This window comes from Victivallis vadensis, from assembly GCF_003096415.1.
Taxonomy (GTDB): Bacteria; Verrucomicrobiota; Lentisphaeria; order Victivallales; family Victivallaceae; genus Victivallis; species Victivallis vadensis.
Window position 1 is genome coordinate 60,915 of sequence record NZ_QEKH01000009.1, and the last position, 18,282, is coordinate 79,196.

The following is an 18,282-nucleotide window of genomic DNA, read 5'->3' on the forward strand; positions in this document are numbered from 1 at the left end:
TTACTTCATTTCATTGCAATATTTGCCGTTCAGACGGTACTGATACATATTTTCACCGATGTCACGGGCGGTTTCAGTCATTTCGCGATAAGGCGTGTCGGCGATGTCCAGAAAACCGATCTGGTAACCTTCGCCGTCGAAGCGCCCGGTCAGAGGCTGATCACGCAGCTGGAACCAGTGGGTACCGACGATATTCGGATGAACCAGTGCTCCCTGCAGATAGCGCAGATAGGTGGTGGCACGTTCGTGTTCATCGGCTCCCGCGACAATATCCGGCGTAAAGACGCCGCGTCCCGGCAGGCTGGTACTGAAATGAAATTCTCCGATCAGCACGGGGATATCCGGCATGCCCTCGATCCGGAAATTACCCGGCGTATGACGATAGATGTTAGCGGAAAGCACGTCGGCATATTTGGCGCAGGCGTTTGCCATCACCGGCAGCGTCGCGTCATCGCCGAGGAAGCGGCAACCGAGGTAGAGCCGGTGCGGCGCAACACTTTTGACCGCATCACGGCAGATGCGGAAATACTCCTCGACGGTTCTGGCAAAGAACGCCTCCATGTCTTTCCGGAATCCTTCGCAAGCAGGCACCAGTTGTGAAGCCAACAGCGCGTCAAAACTGGTATAGGAGGCGTTCCATGCCCGGTTGAGGCTGTCGATCGAACCGTATTTCCTTTTCATGTCGGAAACAAATTCCCGCTTGGCAGCCTTGGTCGCAGGCGCGCTCATCACATGTCCCGCGAACGGGAAACCCTGACGGTTGCCGAAAAACAGTTCATTGTCGATCCAGTAGCCGATGCACATCGGGTCGTTCAGCGACTTGCGCACGGCCGGCGAACGCTCGGAAGCGGTTTTGACCAGGTCCTTCATCTTTTTCCGGTAAGTCGGATCGTAGACATCATAGAATTTGTGGCCGAGTGATGGCATGGAACGGTCAAAGTCCGTAAGCTGAAATGTATAGGGCATCTTTCCCATCACCGCCAGATCGTCCGCCCCCCAGTCGCCGATGGTGTTGATTCCCCAATGCTCAAGACGTTTGGCAAGCGTCCGGTAGAACTCGTCGGAATAATCCTCCTTGCCGTATTTGATCTTCAACACATCATCGGTGGCCTGCCAGAGCTGTCTGCCCCTGACATCGGCAGCGAACCAGTGTTCATGACCGGGAACCTTCACCGGGTCGGTGTACTTCCAGAGTACGTCGATGCCGTGCGAAAAGAAAAGCCGACCGCTGGGATCAACCAGATACCATTTACCGTTGTACTTTTCAGTACGAAAACTACCGGTCGCTTTCAGTTGCGGACCGTTTTTCCAACCGCCGTATTCGTTCCATTCGGCAGGACGCGGTGAGGCGGCAAGTTCGGCTTTCTCTTTTTCAAAAGCAGTTTTCAGGTCTACATCGGAATGAATCTTTTCAGGCCAGTCGGCGTGAACGAACTGCCCGTAACGGTCAATAAAAGGAAAATAGTTCTGGATATAGGCGCGCGAAGCCTTCGGGGAAGGCGTAAGTTCTCCCTCCAGCCGCATGTTCGACAGCAGGCAATCGGTCAATCCCGGCAACTCCGGTTCAAACCAACCGTGCAACGCAAAGTCGATCGAAGTGATTCTGGAAGTGTCGATCGTCCGCACACCGGGCAGTCCGGCCGGTCCCTGATAGAGCCAGCGGTGCGGTAACGCAAAGCGCAACGTCCGGGTTTCTCCGGGATTCAGTGAGATGCCCGCGCTGAAAGTACCGGTTTTTTTATTGCGATCGGGCGTTTTCAGGAAGATCAAAAAACGTCCCTGCCGTTTTTTAGAGAGATTGGTCACATCCACCGCAAAATTGCGGCCATGCGACAGGTCAAAGAACTTTTGTTCCTTCGGCGGTAGCAGTGAAACAGCAGGATCGGCATAGGGATCATCGATTCTCAAGTGAAGTGCTCCGTCCCGATAGAAGGCGCTGCCGCCCTTGCTGCTGCGGATCTGTGCCGGAGGCAGCGGCGTACCCGTTTCCGGCGTATCACCGGAAACGGTAAGCCCCGCAAGCAGCAGGGACGGAACAAGCAGAAATTTCCGAAATGTTTTCATAATATTTTCCTCCTGTATTAGATATGATGGATGCTATTCAAAGTCCAAATTCCCAACGGGTTTGCCAGCGCACCGTCTCGCCGGGACGCAGGCGGATCGCGGTAAAGGGTTCGACACAGAGTGCCCGGTCCTGCCCGTAAACCGCCAGAGAATGCAACGGCGTATCACCGGTAAGACGCACCGAAGCACCGGTCGCCCGGTTGGTCACGGTAAAGTCATTTGCCGCCGCCCCGAGTTTTTCAAATCCCGCAAGCTGCGTGTACAACGGGTTGAAGTCGTCGCGCGGAAGCCGGGAAGTGAGCAGCAGTCTCCTCTCTTCCAGTTTTGCCGCGCCGCGCAGGTCGCCGCTGCCGGAGAAAACCGGATCGAATATGAACTCCACCTGATACTCCGGCCCGACTGGGCGATTGTCGGCAAAGATGAAATTGTGACCGTAAACTGCGGTTTCAATCGTTTTTTCTCCGGTGTTGCACAACTTATGGCTGACGGTCATCACAGGCCTGGAGAAATCGAGCGTAACGGTTTTTCCGTATTCATAACCGTAACCGCGCATTGGAGGCAGCCGGTGGAAGAAATGAATTTCGCGGTCGCCGTTTTGCTTTGTCCGCCAGCAACCGGCTTCAGCGACCGGGAACTTCCGGCGCGACCAGTAGAAACGGTCGTTGATCTTCACCAGATGACCGACACCGATTTTGAGAAATGTGTCGCCGACCTCCGCATCGGCATAACCCGGAGGCGTTTCCGGGCTGAATTCTTCTGCCGGGCCGCTGCCCGCGTCGTCTCCTTCCGGATCGTGCGGCACCCGGAAATTGCCGAAATATCGGTGATACCGGGTTCTGACCTGCGCAACCATTCCCGAATGATCGAACCGGCAGCCGCGATAAAAACCGCGTTCGGCATCCGGCGTGTAAAGGACGGCCTCCAGCGCTCCGTTACGCAGCGTCACCGCGGGATAAGCGTTATCCGCCGCCGTTTCCGGTTCAGCGCGACCGATCCGCGACTCATATCCTTTGTAGACGCCGCCTCCGAAGCTGGTCACATAAAAGACATCCGGGTTGGCCGGGTCAAAGAACACTCCGGTCGGTCGCCAATAGGGAAACGCTTCCTCACGCCGCCAGCTCTTCCCGCCGTCGTCGCTGATTTTCAGCCCGTCTCCGAGAATCGATGCGTAAAGGCGTCCCGGGCGATTCGGCGAATAGGTCAGCGCCCAGACACTGTCGGCAAGCGCCTTGCGCCAGTTTTGGCCCCCGTCCTCCGAAAGATAGAGTCCGCCTTCCTTCCCCTGCCAATCCATGCTGAAAACACAGACCGCCAGCCGCTGCCCGTCGCGGGAATCGACCGCGAGGTTGACCGGATACGGAGCATCATCGCGCCGGAAGAGCGTCCGCCAGCTTCGGCCGAAGTCGTCGCTGACATACAGCGCGCCGCCGCGCGGTTTGCCGCGTTCGCGCATATTCACCGTGGCAAGCGCATAAAGCCTGCCGTTGACATGCCGGAGTTTCAGGATCGAAAGATTGTCCGGCGCGATGCCGCCGTTGCGGGGCTGCCAGTTTTTGCCGCCATTCGTGCTGGCGTAGATTCCTTTGCCGAGTGCGGCGGCAAACAGCGTATCCGGCCTCCCGTGACTGCCGGGCACAATCAGGATATCGGTCATGGCGGCGTTCGGCAAACTCCGGTCGGCGGCGGCAACCTGCCAGGTTTTGCCGCCGTCGTCGGAACGCACCACGCCGCCGCCTGCCTCGTGCATCCGTTCGCGATAGGTGTAAAACGGGATGTCATGCATCGCCGACGTCGCCGCGTAAATCCGCCCCGGTACGCGTGGATCGAAGGCGACATTATAGATATTGCTCAACCACGGATAGCCCGGCCGCTGTTTCTGTATTGCCGCCGCATCAAGCACATTGCGCCAGGTGCGTCCCGCCGTTTCGCTGACGAAACCGCAGTAATCGGTCATCGACAGGAAATGGCGTCCTTTCACATGCGGATCAAAGTTGTAGGACCAGCTGGACATCACGGGCATCCCCCCGCCGCGCTGTCCGGTGGCTTCCACCGGCATGGCATGCAGCGCCCGCCAACTTCTGCCGCCGTTTTCAGTCAGGTACAGGCCGTTGACCACCGTGAGCACCCGGTCGGGATCGGCGGGGTCGACGGCCAGCCCGGTCGGACCTCCCCCCCACCCCCAGAGGTCGGAGGTCCAGACTGCGTTGCGGACGTTATAACTTTTCTGATGCGTGTTGGTGAACAGGAGTGGTTTCCAGCTTTTGCCGCCATCGTTGCTGCCGAACACATTGCCATGTTCCGGCGAATCGTAGCCTTCGATGAAGTTGAAACGCCCCCGAAGCGTCACATAGACCCGTTGCGGATCGGCATTGGAGGTCTGAATCCACTCATATTCGGGCGGCATGCCCTTGATAACCCGGTGCGGCAGCCCGCTGCCGCCGACCGGCATCCAGTTTTCTCCGCCGTCGTCGCTGCGGTAAACGCCGGGAGTCACGGAGTCACCGTTCTTCGGAAACAGCTTCGAGGTCGCGTAAAGCGTGAACCGTTTGCCGTCTCCGCCGCCGGTGGCGTCGCAGAGGCTGAGCTTGCCGTCCTTTTCCGGCAGTCCCCGCCCCAGCTTCTCCCAATTTTCGCCTCGATCGCGGCTGCGAAGAATCGTTTCAGAACCGAAAACCAGCAAAGTACCGTCTTCACGCGGATCAAAGATCACGGAACGCACGCCGCTGCGGTTCCAGGTGCCCGCCGGCATGGGCAGCGGCTCGGAAACGTTCCAGCTTTTCCCGCCGTCATCAGTGATGCAGACGCGGACCTCGCGTTTATGTCGAAACCGGTCGAACACCGCTGCAAGCCGATCCGGGCAATGGGGATCGAAGGCGATCTGGACCGCTCCCGGATGCACTGCACCCGGCTTCGGCTGCCATGGTCCGTCGACCGGTTCAAAACGGCGGCCGTTGTCAGTCGAACGCATCACCCCCCGAGCCGCCCCCACCCAGACAGTACCGGAATGGTGTGGATCAGGTGTCCACGAACTGCGTCCGTTGATTCCGGTGCCGGAGACCTGTAATTCCGCCGACGGGTAAGTATGCCAGAGATACCCGCGATTTCCACTGCGATAGCACGGTCCCATATCGGAAGAACAGAAAAACACGTTCGGATCGGCGGAACTGAACGCCGGGTACATAAAACGTCCGCCGCCGCCGGGACAAATCTGTTCATACTGCACACCATCCGTACCGGCAGCAAACAGACTACCGACAAGACTGAATGAACAAAGCAATAACAATTTCAATCTCATAGAGAACTCTCAGATTTGACAGTACAATTTACGGCAGAGCTTTCAACTCACTTGCACTTTTATTGTCCTGTCTCCAGAAAAGACTGGATGGATCTTTATTCGGGTCTTCGTTGCCAACAGGTACGGCACTCTGCTTCCAAGCGGCTGCGTGTCCGTCAATGAAGAGAAAGTTCGTAGCCTGATTGCTGCCATGGCGCATTTTTCCTATGCCATCACCTTCATAAAGATAGATTCCGCGGTTTGCTTCGGGATCTACCCAGCTTGTTCCCTTGCGCTTATCAATATCAAAGACTACCGCTCGGTAGGCGGGATTTTTGATTTTCGACCGCTTAGCCCGGTTTAGGTTCAGATTGAAGCCGTAATGGCATGCCATACCTCTTGCTGCAGTTTCACTTGCTTGTTGCGATGAACATGCAAAAACCGGATAAGGCCGCCCCTTAGAATCGATATAATAACAATGATCCTTGGTGCCGCCAGCAGCAGCATATACATTCGGCATGTAATATGCCATAAGTACATCAGCCCATTTGGTCTGCCCACTGTTATTGAGGTTACCATTATGTTTGAAAAAAATATCATTGTAATCGTCACAATAAAAACTGACGAAGTTGCCGATCTGTTTGAAGTTATTAAGGCAGGAGATATCATGTGCTTTCGCCCGCGCCTTATTCAGGGCAGGCAGCAACATCGCCGCAAGGATCGCGATAATCGCGATCACAATAAGCAACTCTATAAGAGTAAAGCTCATAACCCATTCCCTCTTATCCGGGAGTTTAGTTAATGTCACACGCGTTTTTTTCATTTTTCTGTTCCTTTACATGCTGAGAATTGAAATATGGAAAAACTTTCTATATTGGTAAAAAGATTACATCGCTTTCAGCGTGGAGTCGTTCACGGAAAGAACGGCTTCGACCTTCCGGGAGGAGAAATTCATCTCAGTCACTCCCAGCTGGGCGAGCATCTCCGCCGCGACGAGGTCGGCGATCGCCTCGCAGGGCTCGTGAATATAGGTCACCGGCGGAGCCATGTAATCGAGCATCGGAATCCGGTCGAACGTGGCGACCGCGAGGTCGGCGCCGATCCGGCGCCCCGCTTCCGCCGCCGCCTTGTAGACCGCCGGGATGTCGGCGGCGCTCTGCACGATCAATACATCCACGTCCGGGCAGCGCGCGAGCATCTCGCGGGTCTTTTCGTAACTGTAATGGAGATGGTTTTCCACATCGATCGGCACCGTGATCCACGCTTCAGGGTCGATGGTCAGCTGCCGGTTGTGGATCAGTTCATAATAGAGCGACTTGCGGACCGAAAAAGAGTCCTCCTCCACAAAGTAGCTGCTGCCGTCGATGATCACCGACAGCCGCCGATAGCCCTGCGTTTCGAGGTGGGCGAAAAGTTCGGAAATCGCGCTGCGGTAATCCACCCGGATCATGTGCTCCGGGTAGAACTCCAGCGCGTTCCAGCCCCGGAACACGTGCGGCATGCCGTTTTTGACCAGCGTGTCGTAGAAGCTCCGGTTGGAGTAGTTGTATTCGAGGCAGATGCAGCCGTCGAACAGCCCCTGCGAAACCCAGTTGACCACCTGTTTTTCCCGCTCCGGGTTGAGCATGGTTTCAAAAGCGAACACATTGTAATTCTGCTTTTCAAAGAGATGGGTCAGCCGCCGGATGTATTCGTTGTAGAACGGCGTCATGCCGACCGCGGTGATCGCGATGGAACGGGTCTTGCCGCGCACCAGCGCCTGCGCCTGCAAATTCGGCGTGTATCCGAGCCGTTCGGCCACCGCCTCGATCTCGCGGCGGGTTTTCGGGGAAACCCGGTGGAACTGTTTGGAATTCAGCACCAGCGACACCGTCGCTTCGCTTTTCCCGGTCAGTTCGGCCACCTGTTTCAGTGTGATGCAGCTCATGTCAACGTTTAACCTGAATTTCTGTAACTATACTTTCATAAGTCTTGTTAATCGCTTAACTTCTCTTTAATTATGTATCATCTTCGGCGTTTTGTCAAGAGCGAAACGAAAATAAAACGGAATTTTTTCCGGTTTTCCGGCATCGGCGCGAATCAATCCCATTCTCATTTTCCGCTAACCGAACCTGAACACAGCGGGGATATCTTATCTGCCATAACACCGGAACCGGAGAAAATTCCGGGAAAAGTCAGTCATACGATCATGGAGTTTTCGACAATGAAAATCATCAGAATCTTCTCTTTCCTGCTGCTGCTCGGCGCCGCGCTGCTCGCCGCCGCCGGAAAGGCCGAACCGGTCGAAGTGCTGCGGCAAGACGCCCTCGCGGAACTGCGCGCCTTCGCCGCGAAATGGCCGCAGGGCAATGCCGCCCGGGCCGCGCGGGCCATCCTGAAACAGGAGGAGGAAGCCCCCGATCCGAACCGCTGGATCGGCGAAACCATCCGTTTCGCCCGGACCGCATTCCGGGAAAATCCGCCGCAGACCGGAAATGACGAGGCGCGCCGGGCGGCCCAGCTGATCCTCGATTATCCGCTGCGGGTCGAGGATACCGATCCGGCGGTTCCCGCCGGTTTCGGCAAAGCCTGGCGCGAAACGGTCAATTCGGTCTACCAGCCCGTCTGCGACGCGATGCTCGACGAAATCCTCGCCGCCAGAGTGAAGTCCGGCGCCCGGATCTGGAAGGTGTACAATATGGGCTTCATCGTGAAAACCCCGAACCACGCATGGTGTCACGACGTGCGTTCCGGCGACACGGTCACGCGCCGCTTCACGCCGGACCAGCTCGCGAAACTGGTGAAAATTCTCGACGTGATGTTCATTTCGCACAACCACCTCGACCACGTCGGCGCCGATCTGGCGCGGGAGATGGTCCGGGCCGGAAAGACGGTGGTGCGCCCGACCGACGACACCGTCGCCGAACTCAACGGCGATCCCCATCTGCGCAACCTTTACGGCCGCTTCGGCAAAACCGTGGAGGTGGACGGGCTGGCCGTCCGCGCCTTCCCCGGCTACCAGAACATCCCGAATCAGGAAGTCCCCTGCTGCGTCTACGCGGTGACCGCCGACGGCGTGACCGTGACCCACAACGGCGACAACCAGAGCATGCAGCCCTACGAACTGCTAGAAAAAGCGCAGGTCACGCCGGACGTGATGCTGGCCAACAGCTGGTCGGGCTTCGCCCCCTATCTCGCGGCAGGCAAACCGAAGCTCGCGATCATCGGGCACGAACACGAACTCAAGCACAAGGTCCGGGGGCGCGATCCGTGGGTGACCGTCTACAAACGCATCGCCGAAGCCGGGCTGCCCACGCCGGTCAGCGTGATCGACTGCGGCGAAAGCATCATCTATCCCAACAAGTAAGGAAACATCATGAGAAGCAATCATTTCACCCTTATCGAGCTGCTCGTCGTGATCGCAATCATTGCGGTCCTGGCCGGAATCCTGCTGCCGTCGCTCGGCATGGCGCGGGAAAAGGCGCGTGACACCATCTGCAAGACCCAGCTGCGCCAGCTGCATCAGGCGATGACCCTCTACTCCCGCGACAACGACGGCTGGGCGTGCCCGGCGCGGTTGAACGACAGTTCCGCCGGCGACGTGGTGGACTGGACGCACGCCCTCTACGCCTACGCCCCCTCGAAAGCACTCTACTTCTGCCCGTCGGAAAAGGAGAGCGGGCCGGAGGACTGGGTGGATGAAAAACTGACCGGCAACCGTTCGGTCAGCTACGGGCTGAATTACTTCGCCTACGGCCTCGGCCCCTCCACCGAAAAGAGCAACCTGCGGCAGCCGGCCAAGATGAGCGATATCACCGACGCGGCCCGGCTCGGCGGCGGCAAGGGGATCGTGATGTTCTCCGATTCCGCGCCGAAAACCGAAGCCGATCCCGCCCAGTACGGCTATATGCTCAGCCCGTATGAGACAGCGCTGAACCATCGTGTCTACACCGGTCCGACTTCCACGATCGCCCTGTTCAAGCCGCGCCACAAGGAGGCGGTGAACAACGTCTACCACGACGGGCACGTCGACCAGGCGCGGGCCACGGCGCTGATCGATCCCGAACAGAAATATGCGATCCCCTTTTCGATTCGCGGCTACTGGTACGTTTCGGTAAGTCCGCTTGAATTGGCGAAATAAACAGGAAATAATAGAGAATGAGACAACGCAATTTTACTTTAGTTGAGCTTCTGGTCGTAGTCGGAATCATCGCGCTTCTGGTGGCGATGCTGCTGCCGGCGCTCGCGAAAGCCGAAGCCAAAGGCAAGGACATCACCTGCCGCAACAACCTGAAACAACAGGGGCTGGCGTTCCACATGTACGTGTCGGACAACGACGACTGGGCCGCACCGGTACGGGTGAACGAAGGCGGAGGCTCCGCATCAAACGTCCGCGACTGGTCCCACCTGATGCAGGAGGCCTACCTGCCGCAGAAAGAACTGTTCTTCTGCCCGATGGAGAGCCGCTGCGAATGGACCGGATCCGGCTCCACCGGCAACCGCAGCATCGGTTACGGGCTGAACTACTATCTGTGGGGCCTGACGACCGACCGTTCCAGCAGCAACCTGCGCCACCCGGTGAAGCTCAGCGTCGCATCGCGGTACATCCGCGGCAACGGCGGCATCGTGCTGGGTGATTCGGCGGTGATGAAACGCTGGAACGGCGCTTACGGCGGCGGCAAAGCCCAGTACGGCTACATGATCGACACCTACAACCACAAGAAAGCGATCATCCGCAAGGACGGCCGCGACATGGAGGGCGGCGCGACCTACGCCCTCGTCGATCCCCGCCACGACAACGGTGTGAACTATCTGCTCCACGACGGGCATGTGGTCCGCAAAAGCGTGAGCCAGATCCGCAGCGAAGCTGACTTCGCGCTGCCTTATTCGATCAAAGGCCAGTTCCATACCGAATTCTGAGTTGACGATTCCGGCGGCAATGGTTATATTACACAAGCCGGAATCCATTCAAAAGGGAATCATCATGCTGAAATCACTGCTCCGTTTCGCCGCGCTGTTCTGCTGCGCGGGAGTATTCGCGACGGAATCCACACTCGAACTCGATCCGAATATGAAGCTCAAACCGGCCGACGCCGACGGTCTGAAGTACCTGCTCCCGGCGGAGAAACCGCTGCGGCTGACCGGCTTTTGCTGGTACGGTCAGGATCACGTCTACCGGCGGCTGCCGGTCAGGCCGGACGGCAAGTTGAGCCGGGGCGTCGAAAATCTCGCATGGAACACCGCCGGCGGACAGGTCGCGTTCCGCTCCGACACCGGCCGGATCGTGCTGAAGGTCGAAATGCGTTCCAACAACGTGATGTACCACATGGCCCAGACCGGGAGCGCCGGTTTCGACCTCTATGCCGGAGCGCCCGGCGAACAGCGTTTCTTCGGCGTGACCCGCTTTCCGTCCGGAGCAAAGGAATATACCGCCCAGCTCTTCAAAGGCGAACGCAGAATGCGTGACTTCACGATCAACTTCCCGCTCTATGCGGGCGTGAAACAGGTATTCATCGGCGTCGACGCCGACGCGAAAGTGGAAGCGCCCCCCGCATGGAAGGACGACCGCCCGATCGTGATCTACGGCACTTCGATCACCCAGGGCGGCTGCGCGTCCCGGCCCGGCATGGCTTATACGAACCTGCTGAGCCGCCGCCTGAACCGCCCGGTGATAAACCTCGGCTTCTCCGGCAACGGCAAGGGCGAGCCGGAAGTCGCCGCCGAAATCGCGAAGATCAAAGATCCGGCGCTGATCGTGCTCGACTACGAGGCGAACGTGCACCGGGCCGACTTGATGCAAAAAACCTTGGCGCCCTTCATCGGCATCCTGCGCAAATCCCATCCCACCGTGCCGATCCTGCTCCTGACCAAAGTGCGCTACGCCGCCGAAGGCCGCGACCTGAAGCGGGGCAACGACCTGCCGCGCCCCGGCCATGTACAGGCAGTGCAGAAAGTCGAACGCGACACCTTCGACGCATTGAGCAGGAACGACCCGAATCTCCATTTCCACTCCGGCGACGACCTGCTCGGCCCGGATTTCGACGAATGCTCGGTGGACGGAGTCCATCCGACCGACCTCGGCTTCTACCGTATGGCCGAAAAACTCGAACCGGTCATCCGCAGCATCCTGCCCCGCTAGAATGGGGATGCCTCCGGCGGCCGGGGGCGCTTCGCCCCCCGGTCCCCCAGACCGGCAAGGTGCCGGCGCCGGGTACGGTTTCGAGCTTTTTGCTGCGCAAAAATCTCAAAACCGGAGGTAGTATCTATCAGTTTATTTGCTCTATCGACCATTTACCGCACCGGCACGTTGCCGGTCGGGGCCGAACGTCGGCTTCGGTAACCGGACGAAGTGCCCTTGCCACCGGAGGTAATTTGTGCGCTACAGCGCCCAGCTACCGGAGCCTGATTGAAAATCAGGCCGCGTAGTGCACAAGGTCTGTAAACCGCAGGGTTGCAGACCCGCCTGCCGCGAAAGCGGCAGGGTTCCCCTACACTCGCCTCCGGCGGCCGGGGGCGCTTCGCCCCCCCGGTCCCCCAGACCGGCAAGGTGCCGGCGCCGGGTACGGTTTCGAGCTTTTTGCTGCGCAAAAATCTCAAAACCGGAGGTAGTATCTATCAGTTTATTTGCTCTATCGGCCATTTACCGCATCGGCACGTTGCCGGTCGGGGCCGAACGTCGGCTTCGGTAACCGGACGAAGTGCCTTGCCCGCCGGAGGCAACCCGCACGCGCCAGCGCCCAACACCCGGAGCCGGATCGCAGATCCGGCCGCGGCGTGTGCGAGGTCTGGAGGCCAAAGACCGTAAGACCCGCCTGCCGCGAAAGCGGCAGGCTTCCCCCACGCGAATCGCCTCCGCCGATTCGAAAAACCACTGCGTACTGCCCAACCGCCTTGGAGTGCGGAGCCCGCAGGGGCGGCAAAGCCGACTTCAGCGCCGCTTTACCAAATTTTTTTCAACTTTTTTTGATTTGCCTCTTGGCATTCACATAGCAATCTGCTATAATATATAGCAAGACAGGATTACATGGAGATTTCTGCTATGCAAGTCAGGACACTGGGGAAAAGGACGGCGGACATCCGGGACCATCTGCTCCGGCAGATCGAGATCGGCAATTTTTCGCGGGGAGCCGCGCTGCCGTCGGAACGGGAGCTGGCCGAACAGCTCGACGCCAGCTACATGACGATCCGCAAGGCGATCGGCCAACTGGTGCAGGAGCGGTATCTGGAACGGGTTCCGCGGGTCGGCACCTTCGTTTCTTCGCAGATTCCGGCCGGCAAGGTCCAGCGCCAGCTGGGCATCATCGTCCCGGCGTGGACCGCGCCGGAAAACTCCGACTTCATCATGTACGCGAGCGAAGCCGCCGAACAGGATGACTGGCTGCCGAAGCTCTACTTCGCCCGCCACTGGGAAGACCGCACCCTGACCGACGCGTGGCAGAACTGCGATGCTCTGCTCTGCTTTGCGCCGCAGCCGATCAACCGGATGCCGGAGGAGCTGCTGAACCGGTTCCGCAGCCATCAGAAGCCGGTGGTGCTGATCGGCGTCCCGGCGCACCACTTCGGGTTGGACACGGTCGCGGGTTCGATGGAGCTGGAGCTGGGGGTGCTTCTCGACCGGCTGGCGCAGGCCGGACACACCCGCATCGCGCTGGTCGAACAGTACAGCCTGATGAACGACCAGCTCGAACTCGACACGCCGACCTTCTATTCGGTCTGGAAGCAGCGGATCACCGAAACCCTCGGCGCGGAGGCGGTCTCCGAACTGAGCATTCTGGTGGAAACGCCCCGCTTCGAGCTGCCGCACCGGGCGATCTACGAGAAGCTGAAGGTGTTCGGCCGCAAGCCTCCCTTCACCGCGATCATCACGCGGGTTCCGTTTGTGTGGGGCGTGGCGGCGGCGCTGACCGACCTCGGCCTGAAGATACCGGAGGATGTATCGCTGGTTTCAAACGGCGACCGTCAGGAGGTTCCTTTTTATCGTCCCCGGCTCAGCTACCTGAAAGTACCGCTGCGCGACCACGCTTTCAAGGCGCTCGAACTGATCCGTGCCCGCGAACAGAATCCCGCGCTGCCGGTCCAGTACGCGATGATCCAGCCCGTATTCGTCGAAGGCGAAACGCTCAAACAACTCAATCATTGACCAACCGCAGGAGAAGTATCATGTATCGCTCAAAATTTGCGTTAATAGAATTTCTGATTGTTTCAATAATGACGATGGCCGCCCCTGCCGCCGTCCCCGGAGCAGAGTTTGGAATCACGGCTGAGGCCCCCGGAGCGGCATTCACTTCACGCGAGAAGCCGGAATTCAGGCTTGCCGTTCCGGAAGATTTTTCCGGGGAGTGGCAACTGCGAGACTGGGATGGCGCCTTGCTGAAAACCGGCACGGCAACAGATCCGGAACTTGTACTTGCTCCGCTTGAATGCGGTTATTACGTTCTGACCGTAACCGGACAAAACGGACAAAAAAGCGAACGCAGCTTTGCCGTTGTCCGCGACCCCGCCGACCGGAATCCCGGTGGGCCGCAGCCCTTTGCGCTCGATGCCGCCGTCAGTTGGCTCGGACGTCCCGATCCGAAGAATCCTTTCTTTAAAGGCGAAGGCTTCGACACAATCATCGAGCTGGCCCGCCGCGCCGGCTGTCCGCTTGTACGGGAACGGCTCAGTTGGGGTGAAACCAACCCGGAACCCGGCGTCTACCGCTGGAAACAGTACGGCAGCAACGCTCAAAAGCTCGCCGAAAAAAGCGTAGGCATCTCCGGCATGTTCCACGATTCACCGAAGTGGACGCGGACGCACTCTCCGAAACTGCCGGATGATCTCGCGGCGCTCCATGACTACGCACGCACACTCTCATCGACCTTCAAGGGACGGATTACCGACTGGGAGTTCTGGAATGAACAGGATATCGGTTTCGCGCCGGAACCGGCCTGGGATTACGCCGCCGCCCTCAAAGCCGCCGCCCTTGGTTTCAAGGCGGGTGATCCTGACGTTCCGGTGCTGCTGGGCGGCATCGCATTTACGCCGCTGGCCAACTGCAACGCGGTGGCGATGCTCAATGACGCGGCGGCCTATATCGACATATTCAACGTCCACTGTTACCGGCCGCTGACTGATTTTTCCGATGCCGTCACCAACATCCGCGCGCTGATGAACCGCGCCGGGATTGCCGGCATGCCGCTCTGGATCACCGAACTGGGCTGTCTCTCCGAAGGCTCCGGCAGGGCTTCAAGCGGCGTGCCGGGCACCAAAGCCCACACGCCGGACCAGGAGTTGCTGGTCGCGGAATATCTGGTCAAAAGCCAGCTAACGCTTCAGGCGCTCGGAGTGGAAAAGAGCTTCTTTTTCGTTCTCGCCCCCTACAATGAGATCGGCGGAGCCAAGGACTGGGGGCTGATGCGCCGCGATTACACCGTCAAGCCCGGCTACGCCGCCTACGCGAACCTGACCGACCGTCTCGGGGCGGCCACATTCGAGGGGCGGTATGAGACCGGCGTTCCGCAGGTGGACGCCTTGCTCTACCGGATGCCGGACAGCACTCAGACGCTGGTGTTCTGGAGCCGTTCCGAATTTGAAACGCAGGGCACCGTTCCCGGAATTACCACGCAAAACCGTTTTGCCCGCGTCTTCACCCAGAAACGTATTCCGCCGGGTGCCCGGCTCTTTGACCTGACCGGCATGGAACGTCCGCTGAAACGCGAAACAACGGGCGGCATTCAGTTGACCGCCACTCGCTTTCCTGCCTACCTGACCGGACTTTCCGGCCTGAAGGCAAAAGCTGTCTCTCCCGCCGTCCGACCGGTGCGCGTCGATGTTTCCGATATGGACCGCACCATCGTGGCCAAAGCGACCATGCTCGACGGTTTCTCAATCGCCCGCACCAAAGACAGCATCGACTGGGAAGGAGACTCCGGCAGGATGCGCATTGAATTGTACAATTTCTCCGACACGAAAAAGCGCGGACGGCTCCGTATTTCCGGCGGCAGGGTCGAAGGGGTCCCCGCCGAGGTCACGATTCCCGCCCGCGGCAGAACCGAATTCATCCTCCGTTTCCAGCCGGAAGTGGATCAAAAGAGCTTTGCGGGGCAATTTGAACTCAACGGGGAGTTCAGCGGCAGACGGATCAGCCGCCTCCACATTCCGGTCCTCGCCCGGCATCTGATGGCCTCCGGCATGACTTCAGTTCCCTTCAAGAACCTGATGGACCCGTCCAACTGGCGCGCCAGTTCCTCCGGCAAGCTGAATATCAGCTATGACAAACAGGAACAGGCGGTAAAGTTCGACGTCAAGTTCCGTCCCCAGACCGATCGCTGGATTTACCCGGAATACATCCTCCAGCTGCCGCAGGAATCCCTGAAGGATGCCGCAGGCATCGCTTTCGAGGTCAAAGCAGAACCTGCCGGCGCGATCAAGCAGATGCTCGCAATGTTCGTGAACGACCTCAGCAACGACCGAGGCAAGGCCGTCTGGCTTCAGGTCAATCCGCCGGATGCCAAATGGCAGGAACGGGTCGTTTCCTTCCACCCGGAAATCCCGAAGCCGGATAAAATCAGGATGCTCCGGATCGGGTTCAATCTCGGGAAAGACCATTTCACCTATTACCTGCGCAATTTCCGGATTCTCTACAACCACTGATCAGAAAGGAAACGCAAGATGAAAAAAAGCAATTTCACCCTCATTGAACTGCTCATCGTCATCGCGATCATCGCCATTCTCGCCGCCATGCTGCTGCCCGCCCTGAACCAGGCGCGCAAAAAAGCGAAGATCATGTCCTGCGCCAACAACCTGAAAACCCTGGGAACTTATACGCAGCTTTACTGCGGTGATTACGCCGACATGCTGCCGCCGCTGTGCAACCAGAAAAACAGTGAACTCTGGACCTCCGTACTTCACAACTACATCACGCCCGGCGCCGACTGGAGAATCAGCACAACCAATATCTTCGTGACAACCGCCGGGGCGGAAGACGCCGGAACTTTCTCCAGAGGGCGCAGGAGTTTCTTCGTCTGCCCAATCGCCCGGGAAATCGGCCGGACCGTGACTCCGACCTACGGGCGCAATGCGCTGTTTCCCTTCAACCCGGCTTCACCGACCTCCACGCAGTGGTTCGGCTCCGCCAAACTGAGCCGATTCAAACGCCCGGCCGGAACCGTACTCTACGGCGACACCTATCCGGACAGCGCCGGAAGCCTGATGCAGGGCAGTCATTACCTGAAAGCCTCCATGCTGAACGGCGTCTGCGGCAACCTCCACAACGACGGCGACCGACTCAATATCTGCTGGGCCGACGGCCACGTCAGCAGTACAGCCGCCGCCGCGCTGAAAGGGGAACATGAAGCCGGAGAGCCGGCGAGTGTCTGGACCTGTTACTGATCCGAATCCTGTCCGGAGCGCGGAAAGCGCCGCTTATACCCGGCGGTTCTTCCAGCGGCCGCTCCAGAGGTAGAGGAACGACGCGAGGCCGATCGTCAGCGCGTAGGTCGAATCGCACAGCCAGCAGAGCGCCACGCTCGAACGCAGCACGATCACCACAATATAGATCGCGACGCCGTACACCACCGTCGCGATCAATTCAATCAGCAGCGCCACGCGGGTGTTGCCGGTGCCGGAAACCGCGTTGTAGACGATGTACGCCCCCGTCTGGATCATCGTGTTGATCACAATCGCGTACATCGTTTCGCGCGTCGCGTCGATCAGCACCGCGCTGTCGGTGAAGATCCGCAAAATCGGATTCGGGAAAAGCGCGAAGATCACCAGAAACGCGCCGCTGCCGATGAAGGCCAGCCCCGCCGTGCGGCGGATCAGCTTCAGCACCTGGTCGGAGTGCCCGGCGCCGATCAGGTTGCTGACCAGCGAGCTTGTGACCGTCGCGAACGCGCTGAACATCATAAATGAGATGTTCGACACGCTGCGGATGATGTTCACCACCGCCAGCGGCTGTTCGCCGAGGTGTTCCACCGCCAGAAAGAAGCCGAACCAGATTCCGACCGCGATGAAAAGCTGGAGCATCGTCCAGACCGAAGTATCCATGATTTCGCGCAGCAGCTTCCAGTCAAAGCGCCCGAACACATTCAGCGCGTACTTTTCCACATCCACCCGCCGCCGGGTGTAGACGATGAAAAACACCAGCCCGGCCGCCTCCGCGATCACCGATGCGATCGCCGCGCCAGCCACGCCCAGCACCGGAAAGCCGCACTTGCCGAAGATCAGCACGTAATTGAACAGCACATTGGTCAGCAGCATCACCACCGAGCTGAGCGTCAGCACCTTCGTGTCGGTGACCGCGACGAAAAACGCCCGGAACATCACCGCGACGAAGACCACGAAAAATCCGAGGCTGCGCCAGTTCACATAACGCATGGTTTCGGCGTACACCGCATCCGAGGTGATCGCCGGACGCAGCACCAGCGGCGTCAGGAAATAAGAGAGCAAAAACAGCCCCGCCGCCAGCGCCGCCATAAACCGGCAGCCGCAATAGAAGATGCGGCCGATTTCGGCCACCCTGCCCTCGCCGTTGCGGCGGGCCATGATGATCTGCGCACCGATGCTGAAGCCGAAACCGATCATATAGACCGCGAGATAGTAAATACTGCCGAGCGCGGCCGCACCGAGTTCAACTTCACCGACGCGGCCGAGAAAGGCGGTGTCGGTCATGCCGATCAGGTGCTGCATCAACAGACTGACCATCACCGGCCAGGTGAGAAGCCAGATGCGGCGGCAGCTCAAAGAAGATAAGTCGAAAGTTTCCATAGTTCTGATACAAGATTCAAAGTCCACCGCGCCGGCACGTTGCCGGTCGGATAAGCTCCAAGCATCCGCAATAATAAAAGCCGGGACCGCTTGGAAAGCGGAGATGAGTCTCCGCACTCCAAAGTTTTCGTCCCGGCAGAAACGGCACGCTCCGGCCAATCGGATAGAGACTGCCCTCGCAACGGCTCCGCGCTCCGAACCGCCCGCTCAGATACGCT

At 58.9% G+C, this 18,282-nt stretch carries 12 protein-coding genes; 7 read left to right on the forward strand and 5 right to left on the reverse strand.

Annotated features, from left to right (window positions below):
• The 4 genes from C8D82_RS06920 to C8D82_RS06935 form a co-directional block, all read right to left on the reverse strand.
• Entirely contained in the window at nt 1-2,064 is a 2,064-nt protein-coding gene (locus C8D82_RS06920) for an alpha-amylase family protein (RefSeq protein WP_116883545.1), read from the reverse strand.
• Nucleotides 2,065-2,101: 37 nt separating this feature from the next.
• Nucleotides 2,102-5,287 carry a WD40/YVTN/BNR-like repeat-containing protein gene (locus tag C8D82_RS06925; RefSeq protein WP_116883546.1) on the reverse strand — a complete coding sequence of 1,062 codons (3,186 nt, stop codon included), beginning with the start codon at nt 5,285-5,287 and terminating at the stop codon, nt 2,102-2,104.
• Between the two features lie 100 nt (nt 5,288-5,387).
• Nucleotides 5,388-6,161 carry a prepilin-type N-terminal cleavage/methylation domain-containing protein gene (locus C8D82_RS06930; RefSeq protein ID WP_116883547.1) on the reverse strand — a complete coding sequence of 258 codons (774 nt, stop codon included), beginning with the start codon at nt 6,159-6,161 and terminating at the stop codon, nt 5,388-5,390.
• 63 nt (nt 6,162-6,224) lie between these two features.
• On the reverse strand, nt 6,225-7,265 hold the full coding sequence (locus C8D82_RS06935; RefSeq protein WP_116883548.1) for a LacI family DNA-binding transcriptional regulator: 1,041 nt from the start codon (nt 7,263-7,265) through the stop codon (nt 6,225-6,227).
• A 276-nt stretch (nt 7,266-7,541) separates the two neighbouring features.
• On the opposite strand from C8D82_RS06935, the gene C8D82_RS06940 reads away from it, so the two are divergent.
• From C8D82_RS06940 to C8D82_RS22105, 7 genes are all read left to right on the forward strand, one after another.
• Nucleotides 7,542-8,684 (forward strand): MBL fold metallo-hydrolase, encoded by a 1,143-nt coding sequence (locus tag C8D82_RS06940; protein WP_165832892.1) that lies wholly within the window; start codon nt 7,542-7,544, stop codon nt 8,682-8,684.
• 9 nt (nt 8,685-8,693) lie between these two features.
• Complete coding sequence (locus C8D82_RS06945; protein WP_116883550.1) at nt 8,694-9,458, forward strand: type II secretion system protein; 765 nt, start codon at nt 8,694-8,696, stop codon at nt 9,456-9,458.
• A gap of 17 nt (nt 9,459-9,475) precedes the next feature.
• A complete protein-coding gene (locus C8D82_RS06950; protein ID WP_116883551.1) occupies nt 9,476-10,237 on the forward strand; it encodes a type II secretion system protein in 762 nt (253 codons plus the stop codon).
• Between the two features lie 64 nt (nt 10,238-10,301).
• Nucleotides 10,302-11,456 carry an SGNH/GDSL hydrolase family protein gene (locus tag C8D82_RS06955; RefSeq protein WP_165832893.1) on the forward strand — a complete coding sequence of 385 codons (1,155 nt, stop codon included), beginning with the start codon at nt 10,302-10,304 and terminating at the stop codon, nt 11,454-11,456.
• Nucleotides 11,457-12,356: 900 nt separating this feature from the next.
• Nucleotides 12,357-13,457 (forward strand): GntR family transcriptional regulator, encoded by a 1,101-nt coding sequence (locus C8D82_RS06960; RefSeq protein WP_165832894.1) that lies wholly within the window; start codon nt 12,357-12,359, stop codon nt 13,455-13,457.
• Between the two features lie 20 nt (nt 13,458-13,477).
• Nucleotides 13,478-15,949, forward strand: a complete 2,472-nt coding sequence (locus tag C8D82_RS06965) for a glycosyl hydrolase (RefSeq protein ID WP_116883554.1) — start codon at nt 13,478-13,480, stop codon at nt 15,947-15,949.
• 18 nt (nt 15,950-15,967) lie between these two features.
• The gene (locus tag C8D82_RS22105; protein WP_165832895.1) at nt 15,968-16,687 is read left to right on the forward strand and encodes a prepilin-type N-terminal cleavage/methylation domain-containing protein; all 720 of its coding nucleotides are present in this window, start codon (nt 15,968-15,970) and stop codon (nt 16,685-16,687) included.
• A gap of 33 nt (nt 16,688-16,720) precedes the next feature.
• On the opposite strand, the gene C8D82_RS06975 is transcribed toward C8D82_RS22105, so the two are convergent.
• On the reverse strand, nt 16,721-18,064 hold the full coding sequence (locus C8D82_RS06975) for an MATE family efflux transporter (RefSeq protein WP_116883555.1): 1,344 nt from the start codon (nt 18,062-18,064) through the stop codon (nt 16,721-16,723).
• Between the last annotated feature and the right edge of the window lie 218 nt (nt 18,065-18,282).